The following is a 15571-nucleotide window of genomic DNA, read 5'->3' as shown; positions in this document are numbered from 1 at the left end:
CGAAGACGAAGAGGACGGAGTGCGATGCCGCATTCGAGACACCTGCTGACCGGGGGCCGTCTCTGGGTCGGAGACGGCTTCGAAACGGGGAGCCTGCTGCTGCGGAACGGGCGGATCGAGCAGATCCTCGCCCCCGACGCGCCCCTTCCCGATCCGGCGCCCGAGAGCGTCGTCGACCTCGCGGGCGCCGCAGTGCTGCCCGGGTTCGTCGACGCGCACGCGCACCCCCTGATCGCCGGGCGCGAGCTGCGGGGAGCCCCCGTCCGAGAGGCCCGCAGCCGCGAGGACGCGGTACGCATCGTGCGCGACTACGCCTCCGCGAACCCGCACCTGCCCTGGATCGTGGGCGAGGGCTTCGACCTCAGCATCGACCCCCGGGGCGTCTACTTCGCCGAGGACCTCGACCGCGCGGTGCCCGATCGGCCCGTCGCGCTCAGGTCGAGCGACGTCCACACGATGTGGGCGAACACCGCAGCCCTCGAAGCCGCGGGCATCACGCGCAACACCCCGGACCCGACGGACGGTGTGATCGAGCGCGACCGCGACGGCCACCCGTCGGGCACCCTTCGCGAGTGGGGCGCGTTCATGCCCCTGCTCCGGGCGATCCCCCGGGAGCCGGAGGCGGAGACCGCCGAAGCGCTCCTCCGCGGACTCGCAGCGCTGAGCGCGGAGGGCGTGACCACCGTGCAGGACGCCTGGGTCGAGCTCGAAGACCTCGACGCGTACCTGCGCGCCGCGCGGCGCGGCCTGCCGGTGCGCTTGAACCTCGCCTTCCGCGCCGTTCCCGGCGGCTGGCGGCAGCAGGTGCGCGACTTCGCCCTCGCCGCGGAGCGGGTCGCCGCTCTCGAGCTCCCCGATTTCACCGCCCGCACGGTCAAGTTCTTCGCCGACGGGATCGTCGAGGGCGGCACCGCCCACGTCAGCGAGCCCTACCACGGCAGCTCCTGCTGCGGGGTGCCGGCCTGGGACCCGGAAGAGCTCGCGGCGGCGGCCGAAGCCTTCGACGCGGCCGGCTTCCAGCTGCACATCCACGCCATCGGCGACGCCGGCATGACGAGCGCGATTGATGCCGTGCAGCGCGCCTCGGAGCGCAACGGGGCCCGGGACCGGCGACCGGTGATCGCGCACGCGCAACTCGTCGCGCGCGAAGACCTCGCGCGTCTGGTGGCACTCGACATCACCGTCGCCGTCCAGCCGTACTGGGCGAAACTCGACGGCGTCGTGCGGCACCTGACGAACGGGCGGCTGCGCGGCCCCCGCGAGCACCGGCAGTACCCCTTCAGAACGATGCGCGACGCGGGGGTGCGGCTCGCCTCGTCGAGCGACTACCCCATCACGACGCCCAGCCCGCTCAAGGCGATCGGCGTCGCGATCAGCCGTGACGAGCTCGGCGAGCTCTCGCGGTCGTGGATCCCCGAGGAGCGCCTGGATCTCGTCTCCGCCGTCGAGGCCGCGACCAGCGCCGCCGCCTACACCCAGTTCGCCGACGACGGGCTCGGCCGCCTCGCGGTCGGGGCGCCGGCCGACTTCGTCGTGGTGCCGGGCCTCTCCGAGCTCCCCCTTCCAGCCGAACTGCTCGGCGCCCGGGTCACCGCCACCTGGCGCCACGGCGCGCCGATCAGCCCCACCACAGACACCGCCAACCGACCACTGAACGAATCGCTCGAAGGAGAGTCATCATGACCGCAGCAGCCCCGGTGCACCCCACCGCCTCGCCACCGCCCGAGACGGGCACCATGAAGCGCGAGTTCACCCTCTGGTCGGCGTTCTCGCTGGCCTTCGTGTTCGTCTCGCCGATTGTCGCCATGTACGGCATTTTCGGGCTCGGCCTCGCCACCGTGGGCCCCGCGTTCTGGTGGGGCTGGGTCGTGACGCTGCTCGGCCAGCTCACGGTCGCCATCGCGCTGGGCGTCCTCGCCTCGCGCTGGCCGCTCGCCGGTGGCGTCTACCAGTGGTCGCGACGACTCGTCGGCCCGCGCTACGGCTGGTTCGCGGGCTGGGCGTACACCTGGGCGCTGCTCATCGCCCTGAGCTCGGTGTCGTACTCGGGCGCCGTGTTCGTCGCGCTGCTCTTCGGCCTCGACGCGACCTCTCCTCCGGTGCTCGTCGGCCTGGCCGTCGCGCTCCTCGTCGTCACGACCGGCGTGAACGTCGCCGGCCGCCGCGTCGTCAAGCTGGTCGCGACCGCCTGCATCGCCGCCGAGATCGTCGGATCCCTCGGCGTGGCGGTGTACCTGCTCGTCTTCGGTCGCGAGCAGGATCCGTCGTTCCTCGCCGAGGGCCTGCAGGCGGCGCCCGGCACCCCGCTCATGATGACCCCGTTCGTCTTCCTCGTCGCGATCGCCGGATGGTCGTTCCTGGGCTTCGAGAGCGCCAGCAGCATCGCCGAGGAGGTGAAGAACCCGAAGCACGCGGTACCGCGCGCGATCGTGTTCTCGCTGCTCGGGGTCGGCACGGTCATCCTCTTCACGAGCTTCGCGATCATCCTCGCGATCCCCGACCTCCCCGAGATCCTCGCGGCATCGGAGGGCGACCCCGTGATCGCGATCCTCGCGCATCACTTCCCGCCCGTCGTCGTGGACGCGATCCTCGCCATGTTCGTCATCGCCTTCCTGGCGAGCCTCGTCGGGATCCAGGCCGCGGTGTCCCGCCTCGTCTGAGCGAACGCCCGGGAGAACGAGCTGCCGGCGGCGGCCTGGCTGAAGCGGCTGCGGGGCGAGGGCGGGCTGCCGAGCAACGCCATCCTGCTCACCGGCGCCGTCTCCGTCGTCGCACTGCTCGTGCTGCAGAACCCCTACGCGAACACGCTGCTCGTCGCCTTCACGACGGTCGGCTTCTACGCCGCGTTCTCGTTCCCCGTGCTCGGTCTCGCCATCGCCCGGTTCCGCGGCACGTGGCAGCCGGGCGAGCGGCTCTTCATGGGGCGCTTCGGCACCGCGATGTCGTGGGTGGCGCTCTTCTGGCTCGCCCTCGAGATCACGAACGTGCTCTGGCCCCGGGAGTCGGCCGATCTCTGGTTGATCAACGCCGCCCCGCTCATCGCCTCCGCCGCCGTCGCCGTCGCGGGCGCGGTGGTGTACCGTCTGTCACCGGTCGGGCGCGGGCTCGTCGAGTCGTCGATCGCGCTCGACGCGCGCACCAGCGCCGCGCCGGTCATCGAGAAAGAAGGAAACTGATGAACGCTCTGTACCGCTGGCCCGAGTACGACGCCGTCGAACTCCACAGAGCCCGATTCGCGCGCGTGCAGCAGGTCATGCGCGAGGACGGCCTCGACGCGCTGCTGCTCGTGGGCCCCGACCACATCCGCTACGCGACCGACTTCCGCGCGCACCTCACCAACGAGTCGGAGTGGTTCGCGGCGCTCGTCCACCGGGAGGGGAACGCCGAACTCTTCCTGCCGTACATCGACGAGACCATCGAGGCGCCGTATCCCGCCATGCCGTGGATCTCGAGGGTGCACCCCGTGGCGTCGTGGTCGGCGGCCACGGCGAACCCGCGCACCTGGGTGCGCGCGGTGGCCGCGCGGCTCTCGGCTTCCGGCACCCGCTCGAGGATCGGGATCGACGCCGTCGACCAGTCGCTCCTCGCCGGCCTGCGCGAAGAGGCCCCGTCCGTCGAGTTCGTGCCGGCGGCCCTCCGGCTGCACCGCATCCGGCGCCAGAAGCATCCGATCGAGCTGACGCTGCTCGACGCCGTGTCGCGCGTGAACGCCGGTGCGATGGAGGCGGCGCTGGGCGCGGCCCGCGTGGGCGGCACGGATCACGAGGTGCTCGCCGCCGCGATGGCCTACCAGCAGGCGGCCGGGGTCGAGTTCGTCACCCACTCGGTCTGCAACCTGCGCAACGGCAGCGGCGACTGGTTCGCCGCGGGCCGCCGCTTCTCGGCGGGCGATCCGTTCTTCTTCGACATCGGGTGCTACGGTCCCGGCGGCTACGCGTCGGACGCGGGGCGCACCGGGTTCGTCGGGGAGCCCAGGGACGAGCACCTGGCCGCCTACGAGCACCTACTGACGGCCTATCACATCGCGCAGGAGCTCGCCGTTCCCGGGGCGAGGGCCTCGACCCTGCTCGCGGCGGCCAACGAGTACCTCGAGGCGCAGGGGCTCGGTCGCACGCCCTACGCGATCGGGCACGGCGTCGGCCTGAGGATCTGCGAACTGCCGACGCTCTTCTCGCCGGGTCTGATGGACGACGATGTCGCACTCGTCGAGGGCGAGGTGATCGCCCTCGAGCCCGAGACCACCGTCGTGGTGGACGGCGTCGAGACGGTGCTCAAGATCGAGGACAACTTCGTCGTCGAGTCGCACGGCCTCCGCAGGCTCACCGTGGCCCCCGACGCGAGCGAGTTCGTCTCGGCGTGACGCCGCGGTGCGGTGCGGCCGGGGTTCGCACCGCACCGCTCGGCGGCGCCGGTCAGTCGTTGCCCGCTCGATCCACCACCCAGGTGATGAGATCCGAGTAGACCTCATCGCGGTTGGTCTCGTTGAGCGTCTCGTGCCTCGCGTCGGGGTAGATCTTCACGGTGACGTCGCGCACTCCCCGCCTGCGGTAGGCGTCGGCGAGCTGCCGCAGGCCGTCGCCGCGGGTGAGGGGATCCTCGGCGCCAGACACGATCAGGATCGGCAGATCGCTCGGGATCCCCGGCCCCGGCTTGCCGAACAGGCGCAGCGAGTCGGCCACGCCGAACAGCTTCGCGATGTCGGCGCCGAAGCAGAGCTCGTCGGCGATGAAGGTCCGAGCGGTCTCCGCGTCGCGGCTGAGCCACTCGAAGCCGTTGGCGCCCTCGGTCTTCCACTTCGCGTTGAGGTCGCCGCTCTCCATGTGCTTGAAGGTGCGGAACGCCGAGCCCGAGAGCACGAGCGCGTCCCACGCGCGCGGGTGCTCGTTGAGGATGCGCTGCGCCATGAGCGAGCCCCACGAGTGCGCGAACATCACGACCGGCAGCCCCGGGTGCCGCTCGCGGGCGATGCCCGTGAGCTGCAGGATCGCGGCCTCCGCCGCCCGCAGGCCGCCCGGACCGAGGCGGCCGAGCTTCGACAGGTCGCCCTCGTGCTGCCGGCGACCCGTCTCGCCGTGCCCGCGGTGGTCGTCGGCGTACACCGTGAAGCCCGCGCCCGTGAGGGCGCGGGCGAACACGTCATAACGCTTGGCGTGCTCGCCGACGCCGTGGGCGATCTGCACCACGCCGACGGGCTCCTCGGCGGCCCACTCGTACGCCGCGATCTCGATGCCGTGCGCGTCGGTGTAGCTGAACTCGGTGTACCCGCTTGCTTCGGTGGTCATGCCCTCATTCTGGTGGGCGCGGCTGAGCGGCGCCAGGGCGGGTGCGGCGGCGGGGTCGGAGATCGGGGCCGCGGTCATAGATATGGGATCCGCCGTCGATATGCCGATCCGGGGCGGATCGGGCATATCGACGGCGGATCCCATATCGAAGGCGGAGCCTGTTACACCTTGCCGTGCACGACCTCGCCATCGACCATCGTGAGCGCGGCCTCGGTGTCGAGCAGCGCCTCGGGGGCGTCCGTCAGCGCGTTCGCCGACCACACGACGACCGTGGCCCGGTAGCCCGCCGCGATGCGCCCCGCCTCGCCGTCGCGCCGCGTCGCGTACGCCGCGCCGAGCGTGAGCGCCTCGAGCGCATCGGCCGGGGTGAACACGCGCTGCGGCTGATACGCCTCGCGGCTGTGGTCGAGCGCCGACTTCGCCGTCAACGCGATGAACAGGTTGTTCGGCACCTCGTGGGGCGCCGTCGGCGCGTCGGTGCCGAGCGCGAGCGGCACGCCGGCCTCGCGGAACTTGTGCCACGGGAAGCCGGTGTGCGCCCGCTCGTCGCCGAGCACCGCCTGCCAGTTGTCGAGCACCGCGGGGTCGCAGTGCACCGGCTGCATCGACGCCGTGACGCCGAGCGCCGCCATGCGGGCGATCGTGTCGTCGGCGACCGACTCCAGGTGCTCGACGCGGGGGCGGCGATCCGCCCGCGGGCCGTTCACCCGGATGCACTCCTGCACCATGTCGAGCGCGATCGTGCTCGCCTCGTCGCCGATCGCGTGCAGCGCGAGCTGCAGCCCCGCAGCGTCGGCCGCCACGGCGGTCGGCAGCGCGAACTCGCGCTCCCAGATCGGCCCCGGCAGCTCGCCGTTCGCGTAGGGCGCGCGCATCGCCGCGGTGCAGGCGTCGATGACGCCGTCGAGGATGAACTTCACGCCCGCGATCCGCAGCCACTCGTCGCCGTACCGCGCCGCGAGCTCGTCGCGGATGCTCGCGACCTCCGCGATCTGCGCGAGGTCGGACTCGAGGTCGCCCGTCGCGGTCAGCATCCAGTGCGCGTTCACGGGGAAGGGGAGGCGGCCGTCGCGGTCGAGGATGCGGCGGTAGGCCGCGAGGTCGGGGTGGCCGAATGACATCTCGGTCGCGCCCGTGACGCCCGTCTCGAGGTAGGCGGCGAAGGCCGCGGCCAGGTAGCGGTCGCGATCGTCGTCGGTGGCGACCTCGTCGAGGTAGCCCCACGCGTGCTTCACCGCGGCCGTCTCGATGAGGAAGCCGGTCGCGTCGCCGTTCTCGTCGCGCACGATCTCGCCGCCGACCGGGTCGGGGGTCTCGCGGGTGATGCCCATCGCCTCGAGCGCCGCCGTGTTCGCCCACACCGAGTGCAGGTCGTTGGCGTCGAGGATCACCGGCACGTCGGGCACCGCGGCGTCGAGCATCGCGGCGGTGGGGCGCTCGCCCTCCTCGAAGATGTCGAACAGCCAGCTGGTGCCGAGCACGCGGGGCGCCTCGGGGTTCGCGGCACGGGCCGCGGCGAGGCGTTCCTGCACCTCGGCCACGGTCTTCGCGTCGCGCAGCTGCACCTTCGACAGCGACTCGCCGAGCATGAGCATGTGGGAGTGCCCCTCGATCACGCCCGGCGTGACGAGCGCGCCCGCGAGGTCGACCTCCTCGGCCTCGCCGGCCGCGAGACGCACGGCGTCGAGGTCGCCGGCGGCCAGGATCCGGCCCTCGCGCACCGCGAAGCTCTCGCGGGGAGCGACCGACGCGTCGCCGGTGAAGACGGTCGCGTTGCGGTAGATCGTGGTGTTCGAGGTCATGGATGCTCGCTTTCGTGCGTGGGCGTGGATGGGCCTGGTGATGGTGTCGATCGTAGTCGCAGGGCTCGCGCCGCTCAGACGCCGGCGGGCGCCGCCGGCGGCGCGGCGGCGGCGCGTGCGAGCGCCCGCTCGGCGCCGACGGAGACCCGGGCGATCGCGACGGTGGGTGCGATCACGGCGAAGCTGACGATGCCCGTGATGAGCGTGAAGACGGGCACGCCGAACCACTCGATGAGCGCGCCGCCGATGAGCGGGGCGAAGCTCGAGCCGACGAGGTAGGCGCCGAGCAGGGGGCCGGACCAGCGGCCGCGGGCGTCGAGGCCGGCGGCCGTCGCGATGTAGAGCGCGAACGCGAAGGCGTACACCGTGTTGACGCCGATGATGAGCACCGCGAGCAGCACGGGATCGCCCGCGAAGCCGATCCAGATCTTGAGCGCGCCGCCGACGACGAGAGCGACGGCCAGTGGCACCGCTCGGCCGATGCGATTGCCGAAGACGGTGACGATCAGCATGCCCACGATGCCGCCGGCCGCCGCGAGGCTCAGCGTGAAGCCGAGCGGCTGCTCGCCGAGCCCGACGGCCTCGCCGAGCACGGGGGCCATGGTCCAGATCGCGTCTTCGCTCGTGCCCCAGAGGGGGAACACCAGCAGCACGACGATGCCGGCGATCGTGATGCGCCGGGGCTCGGCGATCTGCAGGCTGCTGGTCACGTCGACGGGCTCGGCGTGCTCGGGGGATTCGGGCAGCCAGACGGCGAGTGCCAGGCCCACGAGCGAGATGAGCGCGAGTGCGCCGAAGACGCTGCCCTGCGTGATGCCGATGATCGGGATCACGGCGAGCACGATGGTGATGAGCACACGGTTGACGAGGCCGCTGGTGGCCGAGACGCGGTTGGGGTTGCGGAGCGCCGCGATCGCGGCGCCCGATGTCGAGATCGCGGCGCCGACGCCGGCGCCGCCGACGATGAGGCCCGCGACGGCGACGGCGGGCGTCGGCACGACCGCTGCGGCGGCGAAGGCGACCACCGCGAGCGCGAGCCCGACCATCGCGAGGGGGCGGCGCGCGCGGCCCGAGGCGAGCCGGGCGCTGGCGAGCCCGACGACCGCCGAGGCGAGCAGCGCCCAGGTGAGGATGTTGCCGCTCGCGATGATGTCGAATCCGAGCGCTCCGAGCGCGGTCATGATGAAGGGCGCGAGGTTCGCCATCATCAGGCTGGCGAGGGCGATCATGAAGGTCGCGCTCCCGTTGCGCAGCGTCAGCGGGAGGCGGGGGTCGGCGGTGCTGGCTGGGGTGGGGATGTTCACTGGGTTCTCTTCTCCGGCGGCTGTGACGGCAGAAACCGAAACCATTTCGGTTATCAGCATCATCGTGAACCCTGTGGGAGGATCTGTCAAGCAGGACCCTGAAGGGAGGCCCCGTGGCGCGACCCCGAACCGCGCGTCTCAGCCGGGAGATCATCGGCCGAGCCGCCATCGACATGGTCGAAGCCGGCCACGAACTGCAACTCGTGCCCCTCGCCCGCAGCCTCGGCGTGAGCGTCTCCTCCCTCTACCACCACGTGGCGGGGCGCGAGGGCGTGATCCAGGCCATGCGCCAGGTGCTCGTCTCGCAGTACATCAGGCGGCTGCCGCAGACCTCGGACTGGCGCCAGAAGATCCGGCAGGAGGTCGAGCTCACCTGGCGCATGTACGCCGACCACCCCCGCGTGCTGCAACTCATGCTCACGGTGGTCATCGACGAGCCCGACGTGCTGAACATCTACAGCGTGCTCACCGAGGCGCTCGTCGAGGCCGGACTGCCCGAGGCCGAGATCCTCACCACCATCGAGGTCATCGACGCGTTCGTCTTCGGCGTGACCCTCGACGCGCTCTCGCCCGACGAGATCCTCGACCCCGATCGCGCGGGCGGCACGCTCGCGCGGCTGATCCGGGATCACCCCTCGGGGGCGGAGCGCAACCGGCGGGTGTTCGTCCGCGGCCTCGACCTCCTCATCACCGGCATCGAGGCGCGCGTCCGCGAGGTGCGCACCGATTCCTGAGCGGTCGACGCGATTCTGCCGTACACTGTGCCCGTGCCACACGCGAGTCGCCGACGGCCGGCCGCTCGATGGCGCAGGCTCTCCACAATCTGCCTCGCCCTGTTCGCGAGCGCGGTCGGAGCGGCCGCGGTGCTGCCCGGCGGCGGAACGGCCGAGCTCACCGCGCTGACCCACGGGTCGATCGAGAGGGGCGGGGAGATGCGGATCGCGGACATCGAGGTGGAGGGCCCGGCGGCGGGGCGGGATCCGGGGCTGCCGAACCGCACCGGTTCGGCGGCGGTGCCGGTGCGCAGCTACGAGCCCGAGGGCGCGGCCTGGGCGACGCTCGTCTGGGCGCACGGCGGCTCGTTCATGCGGGGCACGCTCGACTGGCCGGAGGCCGACTGGGCGGCCCGGCGCTTCGCCGAGGCCGGCATCCGCGTGCACTCCGTCGACTACGCCCTCGCGAGCGACACCGTGAAGGCGCCGGCGCCCGCCGCGGACGTCGCCGCCGTGCTGCGCTGGGCCGGCGCCGAGGAGGGCCCCCTCGTCGTGGGAGGCGCGAGCGCCGGCGCGCACCTCGCCACCCTCGCAGCGCTCGCGCAGGCCGATGCCGCCGCCGCGGGCGCCGGCCGCCCGGTCGACGCGCTGCTGCTCGAGTACCCCACGCTGCACCGCGTGCAGCGACTCGACCCCGAGCTCGACGCCGCCACCGCAGCCCTGCCAGCCCAGCGCCGCTTCGACGCCGGCCGCATCGCCGACATGTACGACTCCTACCTGGGCGACGCCGCCGGCGCGGCGGCCGCTGGGGCCGTCGTGGCGGGCGAGCTGCCGGCCGAGCGGCTCGCGGCCCTGCCGCCCGTGGTGATCGTGAACGCCGACGCCGACGACCTGCGCGCCTCGGGCGAGCAGTTCGCCGACCAGCTGCGCGAGGCGGGCGTCGCGGTGGTCGAGACCGTGCAGCCAGGTACCGTGCACGGCTACCTGAACCGCCCCCACGAGGGCGAGCGCGCGCGTGCCGACGCGCAGCAGAGCATCGACCGCTTCGTCGCGGAGCTGCGGCGCATCCTCGCCGCCGGCTGAGCCCCGCGGCGCCGTGCCGCCCCGTGCAATCGGCCCGTGCAATCGGCCCGACTTCGTCTCACCCGCACCGCCGTTTCCGTGGGCCTTCGTGGGACGAAGCCGGGCCGATTCTTCCGCGCCGCGTGCCCGCTGTGCCACGATGGGAGCACCGGGGCGCGAGGCGGCCGACCCGCGGCGCCTCCCGACCGCCCGGGGAGAGGAGGGCGCCATGCGTTTCATGCTTCTGCTGCACCGCCGCGAGTCCGAGCTGCTGCAGCGCACCCCCGAGTGGATCGAAGAGGTCGTCGGGTTTCTCGCCCGCTTCGACGACGAGCTGCTCAGCCGCTCCGAGCTCGAGTGGACCGAGACCCTCGACAGCGACACGCAGGCCGAGGTGGTGGGGCCGGGCGGCGAGCACCGCGACGGCTGGTACAACGAGGCGGGCAAACCGCTGCGGCGCATCTGGGTGGTGCGGGTGCCCGACCGGGCCCGCGCGCACGAGCTCGCCGGGCAGCTCGCCGGCGAGCTCGACACCTGGGTCGAGGTGCGCGAGTGCCTGCCGGGGGCCCAGCGGCCCTGAGCGCGCTCAGGCGCGCTCGGCCTCGTTCGCGACCCGGGAGATGGGGGTGAGGCGGCTCAGCTGCGTGACGTGGCGCGGCTCGAGCTCGTCAAGGGTCGAGACCCCGAGCAGGGCCATGGTGCGCTCGATCTCGCTGCGCAGGATGGCGATCATGCGATCGACCCCGGCGCGGCCGCCGGCCATCAGCCCGTACAGGTAGGCGCGTCCCACGAGCGTGAACTTCGCGCCGAGCGCGACCGAGGCGACGATGTCGGCGCCGTTCATGATGCCGGTGTCGATCATCACGGTGGCGTCGTCGCCGACCTCGCGCACCACGCGGGGCAGCAGGTGGAACGGCACGGGCGCCCGGTCGAGCTGTCGGCCGCCGTGATTCGAGAGCACGATGCCGTCGACGCCGAGATCGACGAGCTTCACTGCGTCGGGCACGTTCTGCACCCCCTTGATCACGATCCGGCCCGGCCACATCTGCCGGATCACGGCGAGATCGTCGTAGGAGATCGTGGGATCCATGGCGGCGTTGAGCAGGTCGCCCACCGTGCCGCCCGTCGTCGAGAGCGACGCGAACTCGAGCTTGGGCGTGGTGAGGAAGTCGAACCACCACCACGGCCGCGGGATGGCGTTCGCGATCGTGCTCAGCGACAGCTGCGGCGGGATCGAGAAGCCGTTGCGCTTGTCGCGCAGACGGGCGCCCGCGATCGGGGTGTCGACCGTGAACATCAGGGTGTCGAAGCCCGCTGCCGCGGCGCGCTCGACCAGGCCGTACGAGATCTCGCGCTCGCGCATCACGTAGAGCTGGAACCAGTTGCGGCCGTTCGGGTTCGCCGCGCGGACGTTCTCGATCGAGGTGGTCCCGAGCGTCGAGAGGGTGAAGGGGATCCCCGCCGCCCCCGCGGCTCCCGCGCCGGCGATCTCGCCCTCCGTCTGCATGAGGCGGGTGAAGCCGGTCGGCGCGATGCCGAACGGCAGCGAGGAGCGGCCGCCCAGGATCTCGATCGACGCGTCGACGTGCTCGGCGGGCTTGAGGATGTCGGGGTGGAACTCGATGTCCTCGAACGCCTGGCGCGCTCGCGCGAGCGACAGCTCGCCCTCGGCCGCCCCGTCGGTGTAGTCGAAGGCGGCCTTCGGGGTGCGGCGCTTCGCGATGCGCTGCAGGTCGGCGATGGTGAGGGCCGATTCGAGTCGCCGCCGTTTGCCGTTGAAGTCGGGCTTCTTGAACTGCATGAGTTCGAGCAGCTCGACCGGGTTGGGGAGTTGGCGCTTGGCCATGTGCTGTGCGTTCCTTTCCGGAGCCGACGCCCGGGCCCTACCGGGACCGTGCGCCGGGGGTGTAGGTCGTGAGGGAAGCGGACCGGGCCACGACGGCGCGGAGCGCGTCGAGGCCGGGATCGACCTGGCCGGCGGCCTGCGCCTGCACCAGCAGGTTGCCCATCGCGGTCGCCTCGACGGGGCCCGCGAGCACCGGCAGGCCCGAGCGGTCGGCGAGGGCCTGGCACAGCAGCGCGTTCAGCGATCCGCCTCCCACGATGTGGATGATCGAGACGTCGCGGCCCGCCAGCTCGGCGGCCGTGCGCACGGCGTCGGCGAAGGCGGCCGCGAGGCTCTCGACGATCGAGCGCACGGTCTCGGCGGGAGTGCCGGGAGCGCGTTCGCCGTGCCGGGCGCACCAGGCGTCGATGCGCCCGGGGATGTCGCCCGGGGGCATGAACGAGGGGTCGTTGACGTCGAACAGCGGCACCGGCCCGCCGAGCCGCGACGCCTCGGCGAGCAGCTCCTGCAGGCGGCTCGAACGCTGCGCGTCCGAGGATCCCGGGTACCAGTGCCGCAGCGACTCCGACAGCAGCCACAGGCCCATCACGTTGTGCAGGAACCGCGTGGTGCCGTCGATCCCGCCCTCGTTGGTGAAGTTCGCGAGGCGGGCCTCCTCGCTGAGCACGGGGGCGTCGAGCTCGAGCCCGACGAGGCCCCAGGTGCCGCACGAGATGTACGCGAAGTCGGGGCGCGAGCTCGGGATCGCGGCCACGGCCGACGCGGTGTCGTGCGAGGCGACCGCGGTGACGTCGAAGGCCCGTCCCACGATCTCCGCGACCTCGGGCACCAGCGGCCCCAGTCGGGTGCCGGCCTCGACGAGCGGCGGCAGGATCCGCGGGGAGAGGCCGAGGCGCTCGGCGAGCGCCGTGTCCCAGGTGCGGGTGCGGGGGTCGAGCAGGCCGGTGGTCGACGCGTTGCTGAGCTCGGCAGAGGCCACCCCGGTGAGCCAATAGCCCAGGAGGTCCGGGATCATCAGCATGCGGTCGGCGAGTTCGAGCAGCGGGCCCTCGGCGGCGAGCTGGAAGACCGTGTTGAAGCTCAGGTGCTGCAGGCCGTTGGCGGCGTAGAGCGCCTCGGGCGCGACGATCTCGTGCACCCGCGCCACGCCGGCCTCGCAGCGGGCGTCCCGGTAGTGGTACGGCACGCCGAGCAGCCGGCCGTCGCGCAGCAGGCCGTAGTCGACGGCCCAGGAGTCGACGCCGGCCGAGATGATCTCTCCTGGCGCGCCGCGCTCGGCGAGGGCGAGCCCCGCGAGCGCCTGGCGGTAGAGCTCGAGCAGATTCCAGTGCAGGCCGTCGCGGGTGCGCACCGGGTCGTTGGCGAAGCGGGCGATGTGCTGGGTGCGCAGCGCGCCGTCCTCGACCCGCCCGAGGATCACCCTGCCGCTGCTCGCGCCGAGGTCGACGGCGGCGACGGCGCCGTCGGCCCCCGTGCGCCCGTGCGCCGCTGCGAAGGGTGCGGTGCTCATCGCAGGAAGGCGGCGGCGACGCCGGAGTCGACGGGTACGTGGAGGCCGGTGGTGCGGCTGAGCTCGTCGCAGGTGAGCACGTACACCGCGTCGGCGACGTGCTCCGGCAGCACCTCCCGCTTGAGGATCGTGCGGTTGGCGTAGAACTGGCCCAGGTCCTCCTCTTTCACGCCGTAGGTCGCGGCGCGATTGGCGCCCCAGCCGGAGGCGAAGATGCCGGATCCGCGCACCACGCCGTCGGGGTTGATGCCGTTCACGCGGATCCCGTGCTCTCCGAGCTCGACCGCGAGCAGCCGCACCTGGTGGGCCTGATCGGCCTTCGTGGCGGAGTAGGCGATGTTGTTCGGGCCGGCGAAGACGCTGTTCTTCGACGAGATGTAGACGATGTCGCCGCCCATGCCCTGCGCGATCATGGCTCGGGCGGCGGCCTGCGAGACGAGGAAGGAGCCCTTCGCCATGACGTCGTGCTGCAGGTCCCAGTCGCGCTCGGTCGTCTCGAGCAGCGGCTTCGAGAGCGAGAGGCCCGCGTTGTTGACGACGAGGTCCAGGCCGCCGAAGGCGAGCACGGCTTCGTCGATCGCGGCGCTCACCGCGGCGGCGTCGGAGACGTCGGCCGCCACTCCGACCGCCACGTCGGTGCTGCCGAGCTCCGAGGCCGCCGCTCGGGCCTTCTCGGCGTCGAGGTCGGCGACGATCACGCAGGCGCCCTGCGCTGCGAGGCGCGTGGCGATCGCCTTGCCGATGCCGGAGGCGGCGCCGGTGACGAGGGCGATGCGTCCCTGGTGGGACTTCGGCGCGGGCAGGCGCTGCAGCTTCGCCTCCTCGAGGGCCCAGTACTCGATGCGGAACTTCTCGGCGTCGCTGATGGGCGCGTAGCGCGACAGCGCTTCGGCGCCGCGCATGACGTTGATGGCGTTGAGGTAGAACTCGCCGGCGACTCGGGCGGTCTGCTTGTCCTTGCCGTAGGAGAACATGCCGACGCCGGGCACGAGCACGATGAGCGGGTCGGCGCCGCGCATGGCGGGACTCGTCTCGTCGGCGTGCGCGTCGTAGTAGGCGCGGTAGGCGGCGCGGTAGTCCTCGTGCAGTTGCGGGAGGCGCTCGAGCTGCTGCTCGAGGGTCGCGGTGGCGGGGAGGTCGAGCACGAGCGGCTTGACCTTGGTGCGGAGGAAGTGGTCGGGGCAGCTCGTGCCCAGCTCGGAGAGCGGGAAGAGCTTCTCGCGGGAGAGGAAGTCGAGCACCGGCTCGCTGTCGTCGAAGTGGCCGACCATCGTGCTGTCGTGCGAGGCGATGCCGCGGATGGCGGGCGCGAGCGCGGCGGCGCGGGCGCGTCGTTCGGCCTCCGGCAGCGGCTCGTAGCCGGTTACGACGGCGCCGAAGGGCTCGGGGGCGCCGTGCTCGGAGATGTAGTCGGCTGCGGTGTCGATGATCCACAGCGAGTTGCGCTCGCACTCCTCGCTGGTGTCGCCCCACGCCGTGATGCCGTGGCCGCCGAGGATGCAGCCGACGGCCTGCGGGTGCGCCGCCTTGATGGCCGCGATGTCGAGGCCGAGCTGGAATCCGGGGCGGCGCCAGGGCACCCAGACGACGCGATCGCCGAAGATCTTCGCGGTGAGCTCCTCGCCCTCGGCTGCGGTGGCGATCGCGATGCCCGAGTCGGGGTGCAGGTGGTCGACGTGCGCCGCATCGACGAGGCCGTGCATCGCGGTGTCGATGGAGGGGGCCGCGCCCCCCTTGCCGTGCAGGCAGTAGTCGAGGGCCGCGACCATCTCGTCTTCGCGGTCGACGCCGGGGTAGACCTCGGTGAGCGCGCGCAGCCGGTCGAGGCGCAGTGCGGAGAGGCCTGCGGGGGTGAGCGTGCCGAGGTCGCCTCCGGACCCCTTGACCCACATCAGCTGGATCTCGTCGCCCGTCACCGGGTCGGTGGCTGCGCCCTTCGCCGACGTGTTGCCGCCTGCGAAGTTGGTGTTCTTCCTGTCGGCTCCCAGGCGGTTCGAGCGTGCGATGAGGTCGTCGACGGTGACGGGGCGGGTCATGTGGGCTCCTGATCCG

11 protein-coding genes and 1 pseudogene are annotated in these 15571 nt (G+C 72.4%); 6 read left to right on the top strand and 6 right to left on the bottom strand.

Going from position 1 to position 15571, the window contains the following annotated elements; genetic code table 11:
• Positions 1–24 precede the first annotated feature (24 nt).
• The 3 genes and pseudogenes from H490_RS23845 to H490_RS23835 all read left to right on the top strand — a co-directional run bounded on the left by H490_RS23845 (position 25) and on the right by H490_RS23835 (position 4360).
• Positions 25–1683 (top strand): amidohydrolase, encoded by a 1659-nt coding sequence (locus H490_RS23845; RefSeq protein ID WP_017883980.1) that lies wholly within the window; start codon positions 25–27, stop codon positions 1681–1683.
• Positions 1680–3176: pseudogene (locus tag H490_RS23840) on the top strand (APC family permease). The gene H490_RS23845 and the pseudogene H490_RS23840 overlap by 4 nt, the downstream one beginning before the upstream one ends.
• The gene (locus tag H490_RS23835; protein ID WP_017883977.1) at positions 3176–4360 is read left to right on the top strand and encodes a M24 family metallopeptidase; all 1185 of its coding nucleotides are present in this window, start codon (positions 3176–3178) and stop codon (positions 4358–4360) included. Before H490_RS23840 ends, H490_RS23835 begins: the two are co-directional and overlap by 1 nt.
• Positions 4361–4412: 52 nt before the next feature.
• Here the strand turns inward: H490_RS23835 and H490_RS23830 are convergent, their stop codons facing one another.
• From H490_RS23830 to H490_RS23820, 3 genes are all read right to left on the bottom strand, one after another.
• On the bottom strand, positions 4413–5282 hold the full coding sequence (locus H490_RS23830; protein ID WP_041205444.1) for an alpha/beta fold hydrolase: 870 nt from the start codon (positions 5280–5282) through the stop codon (positions 4413–4415).
• A 161-nt stretch (positions 5283–5443) separates the two neighbouring features.
• Complete coding sequence (locus H490_RS23825) at positions 5444–7084, bottom strand: amidohydrolase (RefSeq protein ID WP_017883975.1); 1641 nt, start codon at positions 7082–7084, stop codon at positions 5444–5446.
• A gap of 74 nt (positions 7085–7158) precedes the next feature.
• Complete coding sequence (locus H490_RS23820; protein ID WP_017883974.1) at positions 7159–8388, bottom strand: MFS transporter; 1230 nt, start codon at positions 8386–8388, stop codon at positions 7159–7161.
• Positions 8389–8501: 113 nt separating this feature from the next.
• On the opposite strand from H490_RS23820, the gene H490_RS23815 reads away from it, so the two are divergent.
• From H490_RS23815 to H490_RS23805, 3 genes are all read left to right on the top strand, one after another.
• Positions 8502–9122 (top strand): TetR/AcrR family transcriptional regulator, encoded by a 621-nt coding sequence (locus H490_RS23815; protein ID WP_017883973.1) that lies wholly within the window; start codon positions 8502–8504, stop codon positions 9120–9122.
• A 33-nt stretch (positions 9123–9155) separates the two neighbouring features.
• On the top strand, positions 9156–10184 hold the full coding sequence (locus H490_RS23810) for an alpha/beta hydrolase (protein WP_228407123.1): 1029 nt from the start codon (positions 9156–9158) through the stop codon (positions 10182–10184).
• Positions 10185–10392: 208 nt separating this feature from the next.
• Complete coding sequence (locus H490_RS23805; RefSeq protein ID WP_017883971.1) at positions 10393–10743, top strand: hypothetical protein; 351 nt, start codon at positions 10393–10395, stop codon at positions 10741–10743.
• 6 nt (positions 10744–10749) lie between these two features.
• Here H490_RS23805 and H490_RS23800 read toward each other — a convergent pair whose 3' ends face one another.
• Genes H490_RS23800 through H490_RS23790 form a run of 3 tightly spaced genes read right to left on the bottom strand, consistent with a single transcriptional unit; the run spans position 10750 to position 15555 of the window.
• On the bottom strand, positions 10750–12009 hold the full coding sequence (locus tag H490_RS23800) for an alpha-hydroxy acid oxidase (RefSeq protein ID WP_017883970.1): 1260 nt from the start codon (positions 12007–12009) through the stop codon (positions 10750–10752).
• A gap of 37 nt (positions 12010–12046) precedes the next feature.
• Positions 12047–13519, bottom strand: coding sequence for a rhamnulokinase (locus H490_RS23795; protein WP_017883969.1), 1473 nt, complete (start codon positions 13517–13519; stop codon positions 12047–12049).
• The gene (locus H490_RS23790; RefSeq protein WP_017883968.1) at positions 13516–15555 is read right to left on the bottom strand and encodes a bifunctional rhamnulose-1-phosphate aldolase/short-chain dehydrogenase; all 2040 of its coding nucleotides are present in this window, start codon (positions 15553–15555) and stop codon (positions 13516–13518) included. Before H490_RS23790 ends, H490_RS23795 begins: the two co-directional genes overlap by 4 nt.
• Positions 15556–15571 lie beyond the last annotated feature (16 nt).

It is taken from the genome of Leucobacter sp. UCD-THU (genome assembly GCF_000349545.1).
Lineage (GTDB): Bacteria > Actinomycetota > Actinomycetes > Actinomycetales > Microbacteriaceae > Leucobacter > Leucobacter muris.
Note: the sequence above shows the minus strand (reverse complement) of the source record. Positions and strands in the feature narration are given on the sequence as shown.